Raw genomic sequence first — 16,468 nt, 5'->3', positions numbered from 1 at the left:
AATAAACAGTTTAGCCGCGTCCTGTCTATAGGTTTGGCTTTGGACCCCGCGTTGGGTTCTGAAGAAATCCTCAGAAACCCTTCAGACTGGCTTCACGGTAGATCGCCAACTCGTGAATGAACAACCTGACGAGGTCGGGTGTTTTTTCGTCAGGAGGTGCTGAAATGTTAAAGAGTACAAAGCAAAAACTTGGCGCGCTTGCGATTGCGCCGTTTGTCGGGGTGTTCATGGTCGGAAGCGCAGCAGCCGCGCCTGAAACCTGCAACTGGAAAACAGCGCGTGATCTCGCCAATGCCGGAGACTACGCAGGTTTGTGCGATTGCGTGCAGGTTACGCCCAGCTTTCTGGAGCGTCTGCAGAGGCGGGCCGATTTCGAAACCACCCTCAGCGTAACAGGTGCGCAATGCCCGGGATTGGCCACGTTGCTGACCGATTTGCCCACGGCGAGTGTGCAGGCCGCTTCGAACCAAGGCGAGGACAGGTCTTCTAGCGGTCCGGGCAACGGCGGCGGAGTAGGTCCGGCAGGTGACGGTGGTCCAGGCGGCGATGACGGCCCCGGTGATGGGGGCGATGGACCCGGAGATGGTGGCGGCGATGGACCGGGTAACGGCGGCGATGGTCCCGGCAACGGTGGCGGCGGTGACGGCCCCGGTAACGGTGGCAATGGCGGCAGCAACGGTGGTCCCGGCAACGGCAATGGAAATGGTGGAAACCCTGGAAACGGTGGTGGAAATAACGGAGGTTCAGGGCCGGGCACCGGTAACGGTGGTGGGAATAATGGTCAGGGCGGCGGCTCCGGAAACGGCGGCGGCGGCAACGGAAATGGTGGAAACAGCGGAGGCGGCAAAGGCGGTGATGGAAAAGGCGGCGGTACAGGCGGCGGCAAGAACGGCGGAGGAAAGGGCAAGAAGTAGCCCATGGTGACGCAGTCCCTGAAATTTTTGTAGGTCGCCACATCCGGCGACCTACACCAGCATATCAAACTCCGGATACAGCTAGCGCCATCTCGGTAATTTACAGCGCCAGCGGGTAGGTGACCGGTTTAGCGCCAGTCGCTTTAGGCATCTTCTTTGCTGCCGATGCCGGTAATTTCGACTTTGCGATCCGCTCGCCAGGTTTGCCGTCTTTGAAAAAGCTGTCGACCCGCCAGCTTGCTTTCAGGGTTCTCGGCAGCTTGCTCAACATGCGCGAGGTTTCCTTCGACGCACTGCTCCACCAGGGTTTCATGCCGCCGCTGCACTTCGCATGAAACCGGACGCGGACCCGATAGCCCGAGGCTTTTTCTTCTTTTCTGAAGTCCTGCAAGCTCTTGATCAGTTTGGATTCAAAGGCGCTGTAGTAGGTCGAGTTCGAGCTGGCCGACATGGGCGTCAGATTGACATTGGTGCCGGGCCCGCCAAGTTTTTCGCTCAGGATGTGTCCTTTGATGTATGTCTGTGCCTGCAGTTCCGAGTAGTCGGACAGCATCTGAATTTCTGTCAGCGCCAGAAGCTCCAAAATCTTGTCGACCGAATTTGCCTTGGCAAGCTTTTGTAGCGTCGACTTGCTGGACAGGGCCTTTTGCACCGCGGCCAGATCAATCAGGTCTTTTACATCCCAGCGCGAGTTGAACCGTTCGACAATCGCGCAATGGCCGGTAGCCGGAGAGCTGCCCTTTTGCTTCAAGCTGTCGGTTGTCAGGATGCAGGTGACCTCATCCGCGCCGGTTGAGAATTTTTCGCCTTCAAAGACAACGTCGGCGCGGCGGGAAGATGTGAATTTGTTCGCAACTACCATGTTCAAATCATACTAAAACGCTTCAATAGTCAGCAGTTTAGCATAGATTTGGGCTTCAACGAAATAAGGCGTTCCGGGCGCAGGTGTTTGCGCCCGGAAACGAGAAAGATCAGCCTAGCTGAACCAGAGCGTGGCGTTTCTTGCCTGCGCTCAGTTTGATCGGAGAGGACAACGCGCCTGCGTCAATCATCAGGCCTGCATCCGTCAACGGCGCGTCGTCCAGCTTGGCGCCGTTTTCCGATATCAGGCGCTTGGCCTCTTTCCCGGACTTGGCCAGACCGGATTTCACGATCAACTGCACGATCGACATGCCATCGCCCAGCTCATCCGCGCTGAGCGTGAGGGTCGGAAGGTCTCCGCCAACTCCGCCTTTTTCGAACACCTCGCGCGCGGTGGCCTCGGCTGTGGTAGCGGCTTCGGCACCATGCAGAAGGGTCGTGACCTCATTGGCGAGGCGGATTTTGGCTTCGTTGATCTCGGACCCCTGCAACGCGCCCATGCGCTCGCACTCATCGACCGGAAGCTCGGTGAAGATCTTCAGGAAGCGACCCACATCGGCGTCGGTGGTGTTGCGCCAGAACTGCCAGAACTCATAGGGCGACAGCATATCGTCGTTCAGCCAGATCGCACCGCCCTGCGATTTGCCCATCTTGCGGCCGTCGCTGGTGGTCAGCAGAGGCGTCGTCAGGCCGTAGATTTCCTGATCCAATACGCGGCGGGTCAGGTCGATGCCGTTGACGATATTACCCCACTGATCTGAGCCGCCCATTTGCAGAACGCAGCCATAGCGACGGTTCAGCTCAAGGAAGTCGTAGGCCTGCAGGATCATGTAGTTGAATTCGAGGAAGCTCAGCGATTGTTCGCGGTCCAGCCGGGATTTCACGGACTCGAAGGACAGCATCCGATTGACCGAGAAATGCCGCCCGATATCGCGCAGGAAATCGAGGTAGTTCAGGCTGTCGAGCCATTCGGCATTGTTCAGCATCAGCGCGCCGGTCTCGCTGTCGTCATAGGACAGGTATTTGGCGAAGACCTTCTGCATTCCGGCGATATTGGCGTCAATCTGTTCGGGCCCCAGCAGGGGGCGCTCGTCCGAGCGGAACGAAGGATCGCCCACCTTGGTGGTGCCGCCGCCCATCAGGGTTATCGGCTTGTGGCCGGTCTTTTGCAGCCAACGTAGCACCATGATGTTCATCAGGTGACCCACATGCAGCGACTGCGCGGTGGCGTCATAGCCGATATAAGCTGTCTGCACCCCGTCGATCAGCGCGTCGTCAAGGCCTTGATAATCGGTGCAGTCGGCCAGAAAGCCGCGCTCGATCATCGTGGCGATGAAATCCGATTTGGGGTGGTAGGTCATATCGTGCCCTCGGGGTTACTGTTGCGGGGCACTGTATAGGCGGCGGCGTAGGGAAGGGGAAGGTGCCTTTTGCGTTGAAAAACACCCCGGGCCAGCGTCGCATACAGGGCGCTCGGAGCAGAATTCTTTGCAGCTCGGGCGCAAGGCGCTTGCCTTGTCTGCCATCGGCGGTGCAGGTTGGCGCCGTTGCACGCTCTGATTGTTCGGAAGACAGGTGCAACGTCTGATACAGGCAGGAGGCAGCCGTGCGGCAGTCCAACAGGATGCAAGGTCCGATCCGGGCGCTTGGGGCGATGTCAGGGACGTCAATGGATGGCGTGGATGCCGCCGTGGTCGAAACCGATGGTCATCAAATCTTCAGCTTTGGTGAAACCGGCTATCGCGCCTATTCCGAGGCTGAACGTGCGGTGATCCGCGCAGCCTTGGGTCAATGGCAAGGGGCGGATGTCGAGGTCGCGGGCGAGCTGGTGACCGTGGCCCATGCCGAGGCCCTGTCGGAATTCGAAGAGGTGGATTTGATCGGCTTTCACGGCCAGACCCTTGCGCATGAACCGCGTGGGCGCGGCACCTTGCAGGTGGGCGATGGTGTCGGACTGGCGCAGGCGCTGGGTTTACCGGTTGTCTGGGACTTCCGCAGTGATGACGTGGCTTTGGGGGGCGAAGGCGCGCCTCTGGCCCCGTTCTTCCATTTCGCCTGTGCCAAATGGATCGATGCGCAGGAGCCGCTGTGTTTCCTGAACCTCGGCGGTGTCGGCAACTTGACCTATGTAGACCCGTCCTTTGATGGCCCCGAAGCGCCAGGGGCGTTGCTGGCTTTTGACACGGGCCCGGCAAATGCGCCTGTGGATGATCTGATGCAGGTTCGTCTGGGCCAGCCAATGGATCGCGACGGTGGTGTCGCCCGAGGCGGTACCGTGGAAACCGGTGCGCTCGAGCTGTTTCTGGCCGAGCCATTCTTTGCGCGCATGCCGCCCAAATCCTTGGACCGAAACGACTTCGCCGAGATGGTGCGTCTGGTGCAGGAGTTGAGCGATGCGGACGCGGTTGCGACCCTGACCGCGATGTGTGCCGCGGGTGTGGCGCAGGGGATGCAGCATTGCCCGAAACCGCCCGCGCGCGTGCTGGTGACTGGCGGAGGGCGGCATAACCCCGTTCTGATGGAGATGCTGCGCGTCTCGTTGGATTGCCCGGTTGAGCCGGTCGAGGCCGTGGGGCTGGACGGCGATATGCTCGAGGCTCAGGCTTTCGCCTATCTGGCGGTCCGCGTGGCGCGAGGTTTGCCGACTTCATGCCCCGGAACGACGGGGGTTCAGGCCCTGGTGGGCGGTGGCATTGTCAGCCGTGTCTCGGTGGATCAGGCCAGCTAAGCTGGGAACTTGGACCAAGTGGTTCAAAAGCGGGCATAAATGTGCAACGCTTGTGTGAACGTGTTTCAACAAGGGTCTTGTTTCATGGCGACAAAAGCGGAACTGGAAGCCGAACTTGAGGCGTTGCGGGCTCGTAACGCCAAGTTGGAAGAGAGCGCCGAGGCGGGCGCGGAAGAGAAGGCCTCGACCAAGACCAGCGATGAGATTCGGCGATTGCTGAAGGAGCATGGCGTTGATCTATCCGGGGCCGAGGCCATGGGTGAGGAGGTCGTTGCCGAGTTTGGCCGTTTGCAGAAGGACTATCCGATTACGGTTCTGCTGATTGCGTTCTCGCTTGGGTATGTGGTCGGTCGGGCCAGCAGGTAGAGAGGGTGAGATGAGCAGGTTTAGCAGAAATCTTGTAACGATCTATCGCACGGAACGCCTGATCGCGCGTCGGCGTCTTGCGGTGATGCAGCAGCAGACGATCCTGATGGTGCTGGCGGGTCTCGCGGCGCTGGCTGGTTTGGTTGCCCTGAATGTTGCCATTTTTTTCGCACTGGACGCGTTGATGTCTTCCGCCGGTGCAGCAGCGGTGCTGGCGGCCGGGAACTTGCTTTTGGCGGCGCTGCTTGTTCTGTTTGCGCGGCGGACCAATGTCGAGGATGAAATCGCCCCGGCGGTGGAAGTTCGCGACATGGCAATCGCGGACGTTGAAGACGAGATGGAAGAGATGGCCACTGAGGCGCGTGAGGTGGTTCAGGCGGTCAAAAGTATCGGGGCAAATCCGCTGGGGTCTTTGCCAGCGTTGCTGGTGCCCTTGTTGACCGCGCTTTTGAAGAACCGGGCCGAGAAATAGGGGCATGCGGGGTTGGGGGCGCTTCCAAGCCGTCGATTGCATTTTTGTTGCTACTCGCTCGCACTTGTCAATTGTGGCGAGATGCCTTGGCGCTCCTGCGCCTAGCTGAATGCTAAGGCTATAGCCGCGCTATCAAGCCAATGTGTTCAGGATAATTGGATAGCGCGGATGGCTCCAAAGCCGCCATCCATCGATACGACGAATTGCTGCGTTCGCATTCCGCCTTGCAGGCATTCGAATTGCGTCAGACTATCCGAAGCGCTGCTTCCTGAAACACAGCAAAAAAATGTAGCATTTTATCAGAATACTTTTACCTTGTGGTCAAATTTGGGGGAAGATGAATGCTCGACATCATCATTAGACAAGCCCAACTGCCGGATGGCCGAGGGCCGTTGGATATTGCGATCAAGGGTGACCGCGTCGCAGAAATTGCCCCCAAGATCGAGGCTGAGGCGGGCGAAGTCATTGACGCGGCTGGGCGCTTGGTTTCGCCCCCGTTTACCGACCCACACTTCCATATGGATGCGACCCTGAGCCTTGGAACGCCTCGCATGAATGTCTCGGGTACACTATTGGAAGGCATCGCGCTTTGGGGCGAATTGAAGCCCCTGCTGACACCCGAGGCAGTAATTGAACGCGCCATGCGATATTGCGACCTTGCCGTATCGCAGGGATTGCTGGCAATCCGTTCGCATGTGGATGTTTCATCCACACCTTTGGTTGGCGTCGAAGCGCTGTTGGAGGTCCGCAAGCAGGTCGCTCCCTATATTGATCTGCAATTGGTAGCATTCCCGCAAGATGGCCTTTACCGCGCGGAGAATGCAGAAACATACTTGATCCAAGCCCTTGATATGGGTGTCGATGTAGTGGGCGGCATCCCGCATTTTGAGCGTACAATGTCGGAAGGCGCCCGGTCGGTCAGAAGACTGGCCGAGATAGCGGCAGACCGAGGTCTGAAGCTGGATTTGCATTGCGATGAAAGCGACGATCCAATGTCGCGCCACGTGGAAACCTTAGCCTATGAGACCACGCGCCTTGGGCTTGGCGGGCGGGCAACGGCAAGTCATGTCACCGCAATGCACTCGTATGACAACTACTATGCATCGAAGCTCATACCGCTAATCGCAGAAAGTGGCATGAATGTAGTGCCCAATCCTCTCATCAATATCACGCTGCAAGGCCGTTCGGATACCTATCCGCGTCGTAGGGGGCTGACCCGGGTGCCAGAGCTACGCGCGGCAGGTGTAAATGTCGCGTTCGGGCAGGATTGCACGATGGACCCATGGTATTCGCTTGGCTCCGCCGACATGTTGGAAGTGGCTCATATGGGCGTGCATGCCGTGCCGATGACATCCCGCGCGGCGATGGAGTGGGCGTTTACGTCCGTTACTCAGAATGGTGCCAAAGCAATGGGCTTGCCCGACCCGACGATCCGCGAAGGCGGCCCTGCCAATATGGTTGTGCTGCAAGCGCAGGACCCAATTGAAGCAGTTCGCATGAAAGCCACCCGGCTTGCCGTTATAAAAAACGGAAAGGTGTTGGCCCGCACAGAACCACGAATGGCCGCGCTTTCTTTGCCTGGCCGTCCCACGACCCTGGATCCCGCAGATTACGCGCCCAGGCCCGATACTCAGGAAGCTCAATAACAAGAATAATTGCCACCAACAGAAGAGGATTTACCGATGAAGCTCACAACAACCCGCCGTCAATTGATGATCGGCGCTGCGGCCACGCTGGCCCTGCCGGCTTATATCCGACGCGTGAATGCGCAATCTGCGATCCGTGTCGCCGGCGTGCACATGTCTCCGGTTGAAAATGCGTGGAACAGTCGCATTCACCTGGCGATGCAGGAAGCTGCTGACGCTGGCCTGATAGAGTATGAGTTTTCAGAAGGCGTAGCGCCGACCGACTATCCCCGCGCGATGCGCGAATATGCCGAGGGAGGTGCGCAAATTATCTGGGGTGAATCTTACGCTGTGGAGCGTGAAGCACGCGAAGTGGCGGGTGACTACCCCGACACTGCGTTTCTGATGGGGTCTTCCGGTGGGCCAGAAGGTGACAATTTCGGTGTCTTTGGCACACGCAACCACGAGGCAGCCTATCTGGCCGGTATGCTCGCGGGTCAAATGTCCGAAAGCAATGTCTATGGCTCGGTCGGTGGTTACCCAATCCCCGAGGTGAACCTGTTGATCAATGCTTTCCGCATGGGCGTAAGCGAAGTGAACCCAGACGCCACCTTCGTCAACGGCTTTATCGGTGCATGGTTCGATCCGGCCCGCGCGCAGGAAGCTGCGATTGCCCAAATCGATGCGGGCGCGGACATACTGTTTGGTGAGCGCATTGGTACTGCGGATGCGGCCCAAGCGCGAGGTGTAAAGGCCATCGGTTCGCTCATCGACTATACTCCACGCTACCCGGGCACGGTTTTTGCCAATGCGATCTGGAATTACGGTCCCACAATCGAGGCCATCGTGGCGGATGTTCAGGCCGGCAACCCAACGGGTCGTAACTACACGGAATATTCCTTTATGGCTCATGGCGGCAATGAACTGATCTATGTCGCCGATGAAGTGCCTGCCGACGCCATCCCGGGGATGGAGGCCAAACAGGCCGCGATTCAATCCGGTGAATGGGACGTGCCGATTGATGAAAGCGAGCCCTCCTGATCCCGAGGGCCTTGACGTGACCGATGCCACGGCTCTTGCAGCTGCCATCGCGGCAGGGCAGATCTCTGCCTGCGAACTGATGGAATCCAGTCTTGCCGCCTGCCACGCAAGGGCGGATTTGGGGGCCGTGGTATATCTGGACGAAGAAATGGCCCGCGATGGGGCAAAGGTGGCAGACGCATTGCCACCAGACCAGCGCGGGCCATTTCATGGGGTTCCCTTTTTGGTGAAAGACCTAGGTGGTTCCGCAAAAGGGTTGCCGGCGGCGGCAGGATCTGTGGCAATCCGTGCGCGATGTCGTAGACCCGAAAGCGACAGCCACCTGCTACACCGTCTTCGCCGAACCGGCCTGATCCCTTTTGGCTTGACCGCAACACCGCCGTTTGGCCTTTCACTGACATGCGAACCCGATGGCGCGGCTGTGACCCGTAATCCATGGAACCCCGCACTGACACCCGGTGGTTCATCCGGCGGTGGCGCAGCCGCGGTTGCAGCTGGTATTGTTGCAATTGCTCATGCCACGGATGCAGCCGGGTCCATCAGGGTTCCGGCTGCGTGCTGCGGCTTGACCGGACTCAAGCCTTCTCGCGGCGCAGTGCCCGGAGGCCCTGATTTTGCCAATCACCTGATGGGCATAGCGTCTGAGTTGGTCCTTGCGCGGTCGGTCCGCGATGTGAAGACAGCCTTTGACGCGGTAGTCCAGCCCATGGCCCCTGTATATCCGCTAGAACGCCCCCGTGTCGCATTGGCCTTGCCGGAGCGGTGCGGTGTCGACCAGTGCAAGGCCGCGAAAAGTGCTGCCGACGCGCTACGCGATGCGGGTTGTGAGGTGCGCGATATTCGTGCCCCTGACCAATTTGGGGATGAGGCTCACGCAATCGCCCGAACCATACTAGGTGTTTCCTTGGCCGAGTGGCTGACTGCGCTCAAGATCACTGATGATGAGATTCCGCCACTTGCCGCAGCCATGGCTGCCGAGGGCCGTGCGAAGTCCGCCACGGCGCTTTTTGCGGCCTCGCGACAACTCGCACGTCTAACGAATCGATCTCGTAAGCTTTTTAAGTCTGCCGATGCTGTCCTGATGCCGATCCTCTCGTCTGCGCCGCCCGTTGTTGGCGCTTTGGATCTGTCCGGCTCCTCCCCAGACGATCACATGGCGCGGCTCGAGGCTTTTGCCCCGAACGCAGCACTTGCAAATGTAGCGGGCTTGTCAGCTTTGGCGCTGCCTTTTGGCATGGCAAATGGTCTTCCAATCGGCGTTCAGCTGATTGGTCCCCCCGGCTCGGATTTAGCGCTGCTGAAACTTGGCGCACTTATCGAAGCCCGCGCGCCCGCAATCCCTTTTCCACACGCAATCGCAGGCCTGACCACATGACCAAGGTTCTGGAACTAAACGGTATAACCAAGCATTTCGGAACACTCACCGCCAATGATGATGTGACCCTCACACTAGAAAAAGGTGAAATTCTTGCTCTTCTGGGCGAAAATGGTGCGGGTAAGACCACGCTAATGAATATCCTGTTCGGCCATTACGCAGCCGACGAAGGCTCGGTCAGGGTGTTTGGCAAAGAGCTGCCCCCGGGTCAACCACGCGCCGCGATCGAGGTGGGTGTGGGAATGGTACACCAACACTTCACGCTTGCGGGCAACCTCACGGTTCTTGAAAACGTAATGCTGGGTTCCGAACCGCTGACGCGCACGCGTTCCGCTCGTGGTGAGGCACGCAAGAAACTGTTGCAGATTTCAGAGCGGTTCGGCCTGCCTGTAAACCCAGAGGCCAAGGTTCGTTCGCTATCTGTTGGTGAACGACAAAGAGTCGAGATTCTGAAAGCGCTCTATCGCGACGCGCGTATTTTGATATTGGATGAACCTACTGCGGTTCTGGCCCGGCCCGAAGCGATGCGCCTGTTCGAGACGCTGCGCGATATGACGAAAGAAGGTCTCTCACTGATCTTCATCAGCCACAAGCTGCATGAGGTCATGGCAGCCTCTGACCGTGTGGCGGTGCTTCGTGGCGGCAGGATGGTCGCGGAACGCAAAACACCCGAAACCACTCCAGAAGAGTTGGCGGAACTGATGGTTGGCCGCAAGGTCGAGCGTCCTGTGCGTCAAGACCATGAGATTGGAGCGCCAGTCCTGATCGCAAATGATGTGAGCGTAGAAGAAGATGGTGAATTGCGGCTGGATGATATGTCGTTCGCTGTCCATGCCGGTGAAATCCTTGGTATCGTTGGCGTATCAGGCAATGGTCAGTCTTCCCTCGGAGCGCTGCTGTCAGGATTGGCACACCCGAGTACGGGTCAGTTAACACTTTTGGACGAAGATATCGGCCATCTGGGTCCGCGCGGCATGATCCGCGCGGGGGCAGGCAGGGTGCCTGAAGACCGGCATGCAGAAGGCGTTGTGGGCGAATTGAGTTTGTGGGAAAACGCGGTGCTTGAGCGCTTGCGCACACCGGAATTTTCGCACCGCGGCTTTGTTCGACAACGCGCCGCCCGGGATTACACTGCAGGGCTGATCGAACGTTTTGATATCCGCGGCGCCAGCCCCGACACGCGAACAAGGCTGCTGTCCGGCGGCAATATGCAAAAACTGATCCTTGGCCGGGTTCTGACCAATGGGCCGCGCTTTGTGCTCGCAAATCAGCCGACGCGTGGTCTTGATGAAGGGGCAATTGCTTCGGTTCATGCCGAGCTTTTGGCAGCGCGGGCGGAAGGTGCCGCAATCCTGCTCATCTCGGAAGAATTGGAAGAAGCTGTGGCCCTGTCAGACCGAATACAGGCCATCGTAAAAGGTCGCTTGTCAGAACCGATATCGGCGGATGAAGCCGACCCACAACGCCTTGGCTTGATGATGGCAGGTGTCTGGAAGGAAAACGACGATGCGGCTTGAACGACGCTCACATGTGCCGCTGCACCTCGCGATCATTGCACCACTGGCCGCGATCTTTGCTGCATTGCTTTTGGCCGCAGGTCTCATCGCTGCTGCTGACGTAAATCCGCTAGCAGCCTATGGTGAAATGGTGAATGGCGCATTCGGCTCGCGCCTTTCGATCGCCGAGATGCTGACCCGCGCCACTCCGCTTATCTTTACGGGGCTTGCCGCAGCTGTCGCCTTCCGAGCGCGGCTTTGGAACATCGGGGGCGAGGGACAGTTCTTTGTTGGGGCGCTAATCACCGCTTGGATCGGTCATTCACTCGGGGTTCCAGGGTGGATAGGTATTCCGATCTTGATGTTGTCAGGCATGGCGGCAGGCGCGGCCCTGTTGGCAGGGCCTGCCTTTCTACGCTTGCGTTTCGGCGTAGATGAGGTGGTGACAACCCTGCTACTCAATTTCATCGTGATCCTTTTCGTTGGTCTCATGATTGAGGGTCCTATGCGCGATCCGCTGGCCTTTGGGTGGCCCTCTTCGGTGCCCGTAGACGGTGAATACCGCCTTCCGGATCTGATCCCCCGTACACGTCTCCATATCGGGCTGCTTGTTGCTATCGCTGCGGCAGGTGCTGTTTGGCTGATCCTTGCGCGCACTGTTTTTGGTGCTGAAACACGCGCCGCAGGTTTAAATGCCAGCGCTGCTGCTTTTGCCGGAATTTCCCTGCCCCGAACGATCATGGGTGTGGCCCTGCTTTCGGGCGCGCTGGCTGGGCTTGCCGGGTCTGTCGAAGTCATGGGGGTCACTGCGGGTGTCACCACCACTATGAGCCCCGGATTTGGTTATGCAGGCATTGTCGTCGCCATGCTCGCCGCTTTGCATCCGGCCGGAGTGGTCGCTGCCGCTGTTTTCGTCGCCACCGTCTTTGTCGGGGCCGACGCCATGAGCCGTGCGACGGGTGTTCCCAGTTTCATTGCCGATGTGATTGTGGCGCTTTGCCTACTCACCATGATCGTGGCCCTTCTTTTCACAACCTACCGGGTGCGCAGATGAGTGATGCAATTGACCTGCTGCTGAATACCAGTCTTTGGGCTTCCGTGCTGCGTATTGCGACACCGCTCATATTTGGTGTTCTGGGTGCGTTGCTTTGCGAACGTTCGGGCGTGCTTAATCTGGGAATCGAGGGGATCATGACCATGGGGGCGATGAGCGGTTGGCTTGTCGTCTACATGGGAGCACCATTGCTTGCAGGCCTCATTTTTGCAGCGTTTTGCGGCGCGGTGATGGGATTGCTTCATGCCATGCTGACAGTTCCACTAGGGCTTTCGCAACACGTCTCAGGGCTGGGCATAACGCTTTTTGCATCCGCTTTAGCCTATTACTTGTACAGGTTGCTTGTTGAGGTGGGAGATTTGCCCCCTACGATCGAGGCTTTTAAGCCGCTCGATATTCCGGTCCTGTCAGATCTTCCCGTTTTGGGACCGATCCTTTTTAACCAAGCTTTGCCGACCTATCTGGCGCTCGCTGCGGTGGTTGTGATGGCCTATGTTCTTGCCCGCACGCCCTTGGGGTTGGCTATTCGTATGACCGGAGAGAACCCTCATGCGGTTGAGGCGCAGGGGCTGAACCCGATCCGTATCCGTATCGGCGCAGTTGTTGTCGGGTCGGCCTTGATGGCGGTCGGCGGAGCCTTCCTGACCACAACGGCGTTCAACAGCTTTTTCCCGGGCATGGTGCAAGGGCGCGGTTGGATCTGCATCGCATTGGTAGTTTTCGCTAGCTGGCGGCCCAGCAAGGCTTTGATTGGCGCGATGTTGTTCGCTTTCTTCGATGCCTACCAACTGCGATTACAGACAACGGTTGAGGGTGTGCCATATCAATTGTTCCTTATGGCGCCGTATGTACTTTCGATCGTTGCGCTCGTCCTTGTCGCCCGCAGAGCCGAAGTCCCCGCGGCATTGATGGCACCCTACCGACGCGGCGAACGTTAGTGGCATAGTTTCAAACATATTGGCTAGAATACGATAGACTCATCAAATAACCAGCTACTCGACCAGACAACGAAGTGCTAGGCACAAGACCTAGATCACAATCCGGAATTCTCTGCAGAATACCTGTTTTTTCACTCTCCGGCATCATTCAGTCGCGCAGATTGAAAACCGGTCTTAGGGTCATTTGAATGCCTGCCTCCGACTGTCCGACCTGACAAGCTCGCGCACGCGGCGAATGGCCGGTTTCCGCCCTTTTCGATGAACGCTGCGCTGATCGCATTGGTCGTTTTAGGGTTCGAACCAAACCTTCGATTCGGCTGACGCAAATGGCTGCCTTGGGCGATTTTTTCGTTTGTGCTTGGCCACTGCCCGAGAGATCACAATCAGGAGTGATAACTTCTCGAGTAAAACTGAAAGTAAAGCTATAGAAGGCGCCAAAGGGTGCTGCCAAGTCGTCGATTGCACATTTGGTTGGCACCGTATTGCACTTGTCAATTGTGGCCAAATACCTTGGCGCGGCCGCACAAAGCTGAGTGCCTAGGCGATAACCACGCTATCAAGCAAATGTGTTTAGAATATTTGGACGGCGCGGACTGCTCCTAGAGCTGATTGGCTATTGCCGTGGCGAACGTCAGCTTAGAGCCCAAAGTGGACAAACTTCTGTGCTGAATTTGTTGCTCCAACCTAGGCTCTTGAAAAACTATCAGTCGATAGGCCAATCTCAACTGTAAGGCTAATCCCGCGCGCCAACTACGGAACCCTGAATGCGGCTGATCAGAATATGTTTGATTTCGGTGGCGATGATGGCAGTGGCCATAGTCGGGTTAAGGTGGACCTTTCCACTTCCTGAAGAAAATTTTTCTCAGCCAACGTTTAAGCAAGATGCCGATTGGGACGGACCATTAGGCGCAACTATTAGAAATGCACTTGAGCGTAACCCCGGGCTTGACGGTGTAAGGCCTTTGGGCAATGGACGCGCAGCTTTTGCGGCCCGGGCGATCCTTGCGAGAGAAGCAACATCCTCAATCGATGCTCAGTACTACATCTGGCAAGATGACGTTACCGGCCTGATGCTTCTTGAAGAACTTAGGGCAGCAGCAGAGCGCGGCGTGCGCGTCAGATTGCTGGTCGACGATAACGGTATCTCCGGATTGGATGATTTGCTTGCCGAACTGGACGCCTTGCAACATGCAAAAGTACGCATCTTCAATCCGTTCACTTTGAGGAACCCAAAACTTCTGTCCTATGCATTTGACTTTGGTCGCCTGAACCGGCGGATGCATAACAAGTCAATGACTGTGGACGGGGTCGCCACGATAGTTGGGGGACGCAACATTGGTGACATCTATTTCGACTACGGGGCGGGAACGCACTACCTGGATGTAGACGCGATAGCTATCGGCCCGATTGTGGATGAGGTATCGCAATCATTCGACGCATATTGGAACAGTGCCTCCGCGTACGATGCTGATCTCTTCTTAGACCCTCCGGCGGGAAAAAGCCTGAAGGCAAAGGCGGATGCAGCACGCCAGACTGCGGTTGGTGCAGGCTATCAAAGGGCAATTCAGGATAACGAACTGGCCGACCGGATAGCGGCACATGATCTGAAGTTCGAGTGGAGCGAAGTTACACTTTTTGTCGACGACCCGTCAAAAGGTTTGGGCGAAGTAGAAAGTGAAGACCTGATTGTCGAACAACTTATCGAGTTCGCCAAAACCTCTCAGACCTCATTGGACTTGGTCTCTGCGTATTTCATTCCGGGGGAAAGAGGCGCGGAGGTTCTGGAAGGGTTGGCAAAGTCCGGAGTGAAGGTCCGCGTCTTAACCAACTCACTGGATGCCACGGATGTGATGCCCGTGCACGCGGCATATATGCGATACAGGGAAGACTTGCTGAACAGCGGTGTAGAGTTGCTTGAGCTTCGAGCTTTGCGGCGTGAACATCGCGAGCGCAGCCTGCCCGAGATGCTGGCTGGATCGGCGTCCGGACTACACGCAAAAGTCTTTGGATCGGATGGAGAACGGATATTTATAGGTTCTTACAACCTCGACCCGAGGTCCGCGCGACTAAATACAGAAATGGGCCTTATGATCGAAAGCCCAACGATTGCTGCGTCGCTTGCGGAGCAATTGAACCGGCCTGAGTTTTCTTACCGCGTCGAACTCAACGAAAGCGGCGAGATGATCTGGCTGCAAGAAGAGCAGGATGGGACAGTCACCATTCACACAGCAGACCCGGAAACCACCGGTTTACAGCGTGCCCTGACGGCCGTTGTCAGGTGGGTGCCGGTCGAATGGATGCTCTAGTCATCAAACGACCGACAATCTGTTGACCCGCAGCCAGAGACACCAGTACGTGATCTGACCTACAGTGAAGTCACAATGGCCCTGGCGTAAGCTTCCATGTCGACACTGGCACCTCCGGTTGCGTGCCAAACCACGACAGCGTCTTTTCCTGGCGAGACATAGATGCCTTGGCCATTCATCCCACTTTTGTAAAAATCGCCATCGGCAAAAACGGCATCCCATTGGTATGCGTTTGCCATCGGCTGTTCACGGAATGCTTCAGTAAGGTGCGGCCCAAGCGTTCCCTTCATGTAGTTTTCAGCGACACCCGCTGTTTGGATCGTGCCGATCATCTTTTCAGAAACAATGCGGTCTGACGCTGTCTTGTCCCAGCTCGGCGTGTAGAGAAGACCAATCTTTGCCATGTCGATCAATCGGCTGCTGATCAGACCGTGTATGATGCCGTTTGCCAAAAACTATTGGTTTACGCGAATGAAGAAGGCGGCTCCGTTGTCATTTTCAATGACATTGCCGCCTTGGCCGAGTTGCACTACGGTTCCTCCGCCGAACCTCATCACGGTTTGAACAAACGGCTTACCGCAACATTTCGCACGGCAATTCAGTAGCCGCTGCTTGGAAAAAGCAATACAAACCGGATAGCAATTGGCCATCTTTTCGTCGTCCGCTTTGGGCAGATTTTGAAGTTCGCGCTTGGGCAATACCCCAGAGAAAACAATCAGGGGTGACAACTTCTCGACCACAACTGAAAGTGCAACTATCGAACGGGCTAAGATCTCTGCCCCCGCCGCGCTTTGCGCGGCTCCCCCTGGATATTTTTAGCCAGATGAAGTTTGGATCCGCAATTGCTATCGGTTGCGAGGGATGTCGAAACCGGGGACGGCGAGGTCGAAACCTTCGAATTCGAAACCGGGAGAGACGGTGCAGCTGACCAGAGTATAGTCTCCGGTCGTTCGGGCGGCTTGCCAGTGGTTTTCAGGAACAATCAGTTGCGGTGCGCCTTGGGACAGGTTGGGGGTGAGAAGGTGATCGGTGGCGGGGCCTTGGTCGGATTCACTGATCGATAGCACCAGAGGCGCGCCTGCATGGTAAAGCCAGATCTCGGTCGCATCGACGCGGTGCCAGTGGCTGGATTCCTCGGCCTCTAGCAGGAAATAGATGCAAGTGCCCGTGGCACGGCCTTCGTTTTGCGCGCGCCATGTCTCGCGGTACCAGCCGCCTTCGGGGTGTTTTTGCAGGTTCAGGTGGTCGATGATCTCTTGCGCGGTCATGTTTGGCCTTTTGGGTTTTTGCGC

At 57.3% G+C, this 16,468-nt stretch carries 16 protein-coding genes; 11 read left to right on the top strand and 5 right to left on the bottom strand.

Annotated elements, in window-relative coordinates:
• Positions 1–164 precede the first annotated feature (164 nt).
• Positions 165–914 (top strand): hypothetical protein, encoded by a 750-nt coding sequence (locus ACRZ95_RS02275; protein ID WP_170676263.1) that lies wholly within the window; start codon positions 165–167, stop codon positions 912–914.
• A gap of 100 nt (positions 915–1,014) precedes the next feature.
• On the opposite strand, the gene ACRZ95_RS02270 is transcribed toward ACRZ95_RS02275, so the two are convergent.
• Positions 1,015–1,776, bottom strand: coding sequence for a DNA/RNA non-specific endonuclease (locus tag ACRZ95_RS02270; RefSeq protein ID WP_170664970.1), 762 nt, complete (start codon positions 1,774–1,776; stop codon positions 1,015–1,017).
• Between the two features lie 109 nt (positions 1,777–1,885).
• On the bottom strand, positions 1,886–3,136 hold the full coding sequence (tyrS, locus tag ACRZ95_RS02265) for a tyrosine--tRNA ligase (protein ID WP_170676261.1): 1,251 nt from the start codon (positions 3,134–3,136) through the stop codon (positions 1,886–1,888).
• Positions 3,137–3,429: 293 nt separating this feature from the next.
• Between tyrS and ACRZ95_RS02260 the strand changes: the two genes are divergently transcribed.
• The 10 genes from ACRZ95_RS02260 (at position 3,430) to ACRZ95_RS02215 (ending at position 15,176) form a co-directional block, all read left to right on the top strand.
• Positions 3,430–4,503: an anhydro-N-acetylmuramic acid kinase gene (locus tag ACRZ95_RS02260; protein WP_480554533.1), complete on the top strand. Its 1,074-nt coding sequence runs from the start codon at positions 3,430–3,432 to the stop codon at positions 4,501–4,503.
• A gap of 84 nt (positions 4,504–4,587) precedes the next feature.
• Positions 4,588–4,869 carry a hypothetical protein gene (locus ACRZ95_RS02255; RefSeq protein WP_170676259.1) on the top strand — a complete coding sequence of 94 codons (282 nt, stop codon included), beginning with the start codon at positions 4,588–4,590 and terminating at the stop codon, positions 4,867–4,869.
• A 10-nt stretch (positions 4,870–4,879) separates the two neighbouring features.
• Entirely contained in the window at positions 4,880–5,341 is a 462-nt protein-coding gene (locus ACRZ95_RS02250; RefSeq protein WP_170676257.1) for a hypothetical protein, read from the top strand.
• Between the two features lie 341 nt (positions 5,342–5,682).
• Positions 5,683–6,987: an amidohydrolase family protein gene (locus ACRZ95_RS02245; protein ID WP_170676255.1), complete on the top strand. Its 1,305-nt coding sequence runs from the start codon at positions 5,683–5,685 to the stop codon at positions 6,985–6,987.
• 36 nt (positions 6,988–7,023) lie between these two features.
• On the top strand, positions 7,024–8,007 hold the full coding sequence (locus ACRZ95_RS02240) for a BMP family protein (protein WP_170676253.1): 984 nt from the start codon (positions 7,024–7,026) through the stop codon (positions 8,005–8,007).
• Entirely contained in the window at positions 7,988–9,382 is a 1,395-nt protein-coding gene (locus tag ACRZ95_RS02235) for an amidase (protein WP_170676251.1), read from the top strand. Before ACRZ95_RS02240 ends, ACRZ95_RS02235 begins: the two co-directional genes overlap by 20 nt.
• Positions 9,379–10,899 carry an ABC transporter ATP-binding protein gene (locus ACRZ95_RS02230; protein WP_170676249.1) on the top strand — a complete coding sequence of 507 codons (1,521 nt, stop codon included), beginning with the start codon at positions 9,379–9,381 and terminating at the stop codon, positions 10,897–10,899. The genes ACRZ95_RS02235 and ACRZ95_RS02230 overlap by 4 nt, the downstream gene beginning before the upstream one ends.
• Entirely contained in the window at positions 10,889–11,932 is a 1,044-nt protein-coding gene (locus ACRZ95_RS02225; RefSeq protein WP_170676246.1) for an ABC transporter permease, read from the top strand. The genes ACRZ95_RS02230 and ACRZ95_RS02225 overlap by 11 nt, the downstream gene beginning before the upstream one ends.
• On the top strand, positions 11,929–12,870 hold the full coding sequence (locus tag ACRZ95_RS02220) for an ABC transporter permease (RefSeq protein ID WP_170377319.1): 942 nt from the start codon (positions 11,929–11,931) through the stop codon (positions 12,868–12,870). Before ACRZ95_RS02225 ends, ACRZ95_RS02220 begins: the two co-directional genes overlap by 4 nt.
• Before the next feature lie 764 nt (positions 12,871–13,634).
• Positions 13,635–15,176: a phospholipase D family protein gene (locus tag ACRZ95_RS02215; protein ID WP_170676244.1), complete on the top strand. Its 1,542-nt coding sequence runs from the start codon at positions 13,635–13,637 to the stop codon at positions 15,174–15,176.
• Between the two features lie 59 nt (positions 15,177–15,235).
• On the opposite strand, the gene ACRZ95_RS02210 is transcribed toward ACRZ95_RS02215, so the two are convergent.
• From ACRZ95_RS02210 to ACRZ95_RS02200, 3 genes are all read right to left on the bottom strand, one after another.
• A complete protein-coding gene (locus ACRZ95_RS02210; protein WP_170676242.1) occupies positions 15,236–15,580 on the bottom strand; it encodes a hypothetical protein in 345 nt (114 codons plus the stop codon).
• Positions 15,581–15,631: 51 nt separating this feature from the next.
• Complete coding sequence (locus ACRZ95_RS02205) at positions 15,632–15,904, bottom strand: hypothetical protein (protein WP_170676241.1); 273 nt, start codon at positions 15,902–15,904, stop codon at positions 15,632–15,634.
• Positions 15,905–16,021: 117 nt separating this feature from the next.
• Positions 16,022–16,444 (bottom strand): cupin domain-containing protein, encoded by a 423-nt coding sequence (locus tag ACRZ95_RS02200; RefSeq protein WP_170676239.1) that lies wholly within the window; start codon positions 16,442–16,444, stop codon positions 16,022–16,024.
• Positions 16,445–16,468: the final 24 nt, after the last annotated feature.

Source organism: Ruegeria sp. AI3 (genome assembly GCF_056541245.1).
Note: the sequence above shows the minus strand (reverse complement) of the source record. Positions and strands in the feature narration are given on the sequence as shown.

What these genes read in the sequence shown, in the direction of transcription:
- ACRZ95_RS02275 (WP_170676263.1), top strand. Translation starts at nt 165, where the DNA reads ATGTTAAAGAGTACAAAGCAAAAACTTGGCGCGCTTGCGATTGCGCCG.
- ACRZ95_RS02270 (WP_170664970.1), bottom strand. Translation starts at nt 1,776, where the DNA reads ATGGTAGTTGCGAACAAATTCACATCTTCCCGCCGCGCCGACGTTGTC.
- tyrS (WP_170676261.1), bottom strand. Translation starts at nt 3,136, where the DNA reads ATGACCTACCACCCCAAATCGGATTTCATCGCCACGATGATCGAGCGC.
- ACRZ95_RS02260 (WP_480554533.1), top strand. Translation starts at nt 3,430, where the DNA reads ATGTCAGGGACGTCAATGGATGGCGTGGATGCCGCCGTGGTCGAAACC.
- ACRZ95_RS02255 (WP_170676259.1), top strand. Translation starts at nt 4,588, where the DNA reads ATGGCGACAAAAGCGGAACTGGAAGCCGAACTTGAGGCGTTGCGGGCT.
- ACRZ95_RS02250 (WP_170676257.1), top strand. Translation starts at nt 4,880, where the DNA reads ATGAGCAGGTTTAGCAGAAATCTTGTAACGATCTATCGCACGGAACGC.
- ACRZ95_RS02245 (WP_170676255.1), top strand. Translation starts at nt 5,683, where the DNA reads ATGCTCGACATCATCATTAGACAAGCCCAACTGCCGGATGGCCGAGGG.
- ACRZ95_RS02240 (WP_170676253.1), top strand. Translation starts at nt 7,024, where the DNA reads ATGAAGCTCACAACAACCCGCCGTCAATTGATGATCGGCGCTGCGGCC.
- ACRZ95_RS02235 (WP_170676251.1), top strand. Translation starts at nt 7,988, where the DNA reads ATGAAAGCGAGCCCTCCTGATCCCGAGGGCCTTGACGTGACCGATGCC.
- ACRZ95_RS02230 (WP_170676249.1), top strand. Translation starts at nt 9,379, where the DNA reads ATGACCAAGGTTCTGGAACTAAACGGTATAACCAAGCATTTCGGAACA.
- ACRZ95_RS02225 (WP_170676246.1), top strand. Translation starts at nt 10,889, where the DNA reads ATGCGGCTTGAACGACGCTCACATGTGCCGCTGCACCTCGCGATCATT.
- ACRZ95_RS02220 (WP_170377319.1), top strand. Translation starts at nt 11,929, where the DNA reads ATGAGTGATGCAATTGACCTGCTGCTGAATACCAGTCTTTGGGCTTCC.
- ACRZ95_RS02215 (WP_170676244.1), top strand. Translation starts at nt 13,635, where the DNA reads ATGCGGCTGATCAGAATATGTTTGATTTCGGTGGCGATGATGGCAGTG.
- ACRZ95_RS02210 (WP_170676242.1), bottom strand. Translation starts at nt 15,580, where the DNA reads ATGGCAAAGATTGGTCTTCTCTACACGCCGAGCTGGGACAAGACAGCG.
- ACRZ95_RS02200 (WP_170676239.1), bottom strand. Translation starts at nt 16,444, where the DNA reads ATGACCGCGCAAGAGATCATCGACCACCTGAACCTGCAAAAACACCCC.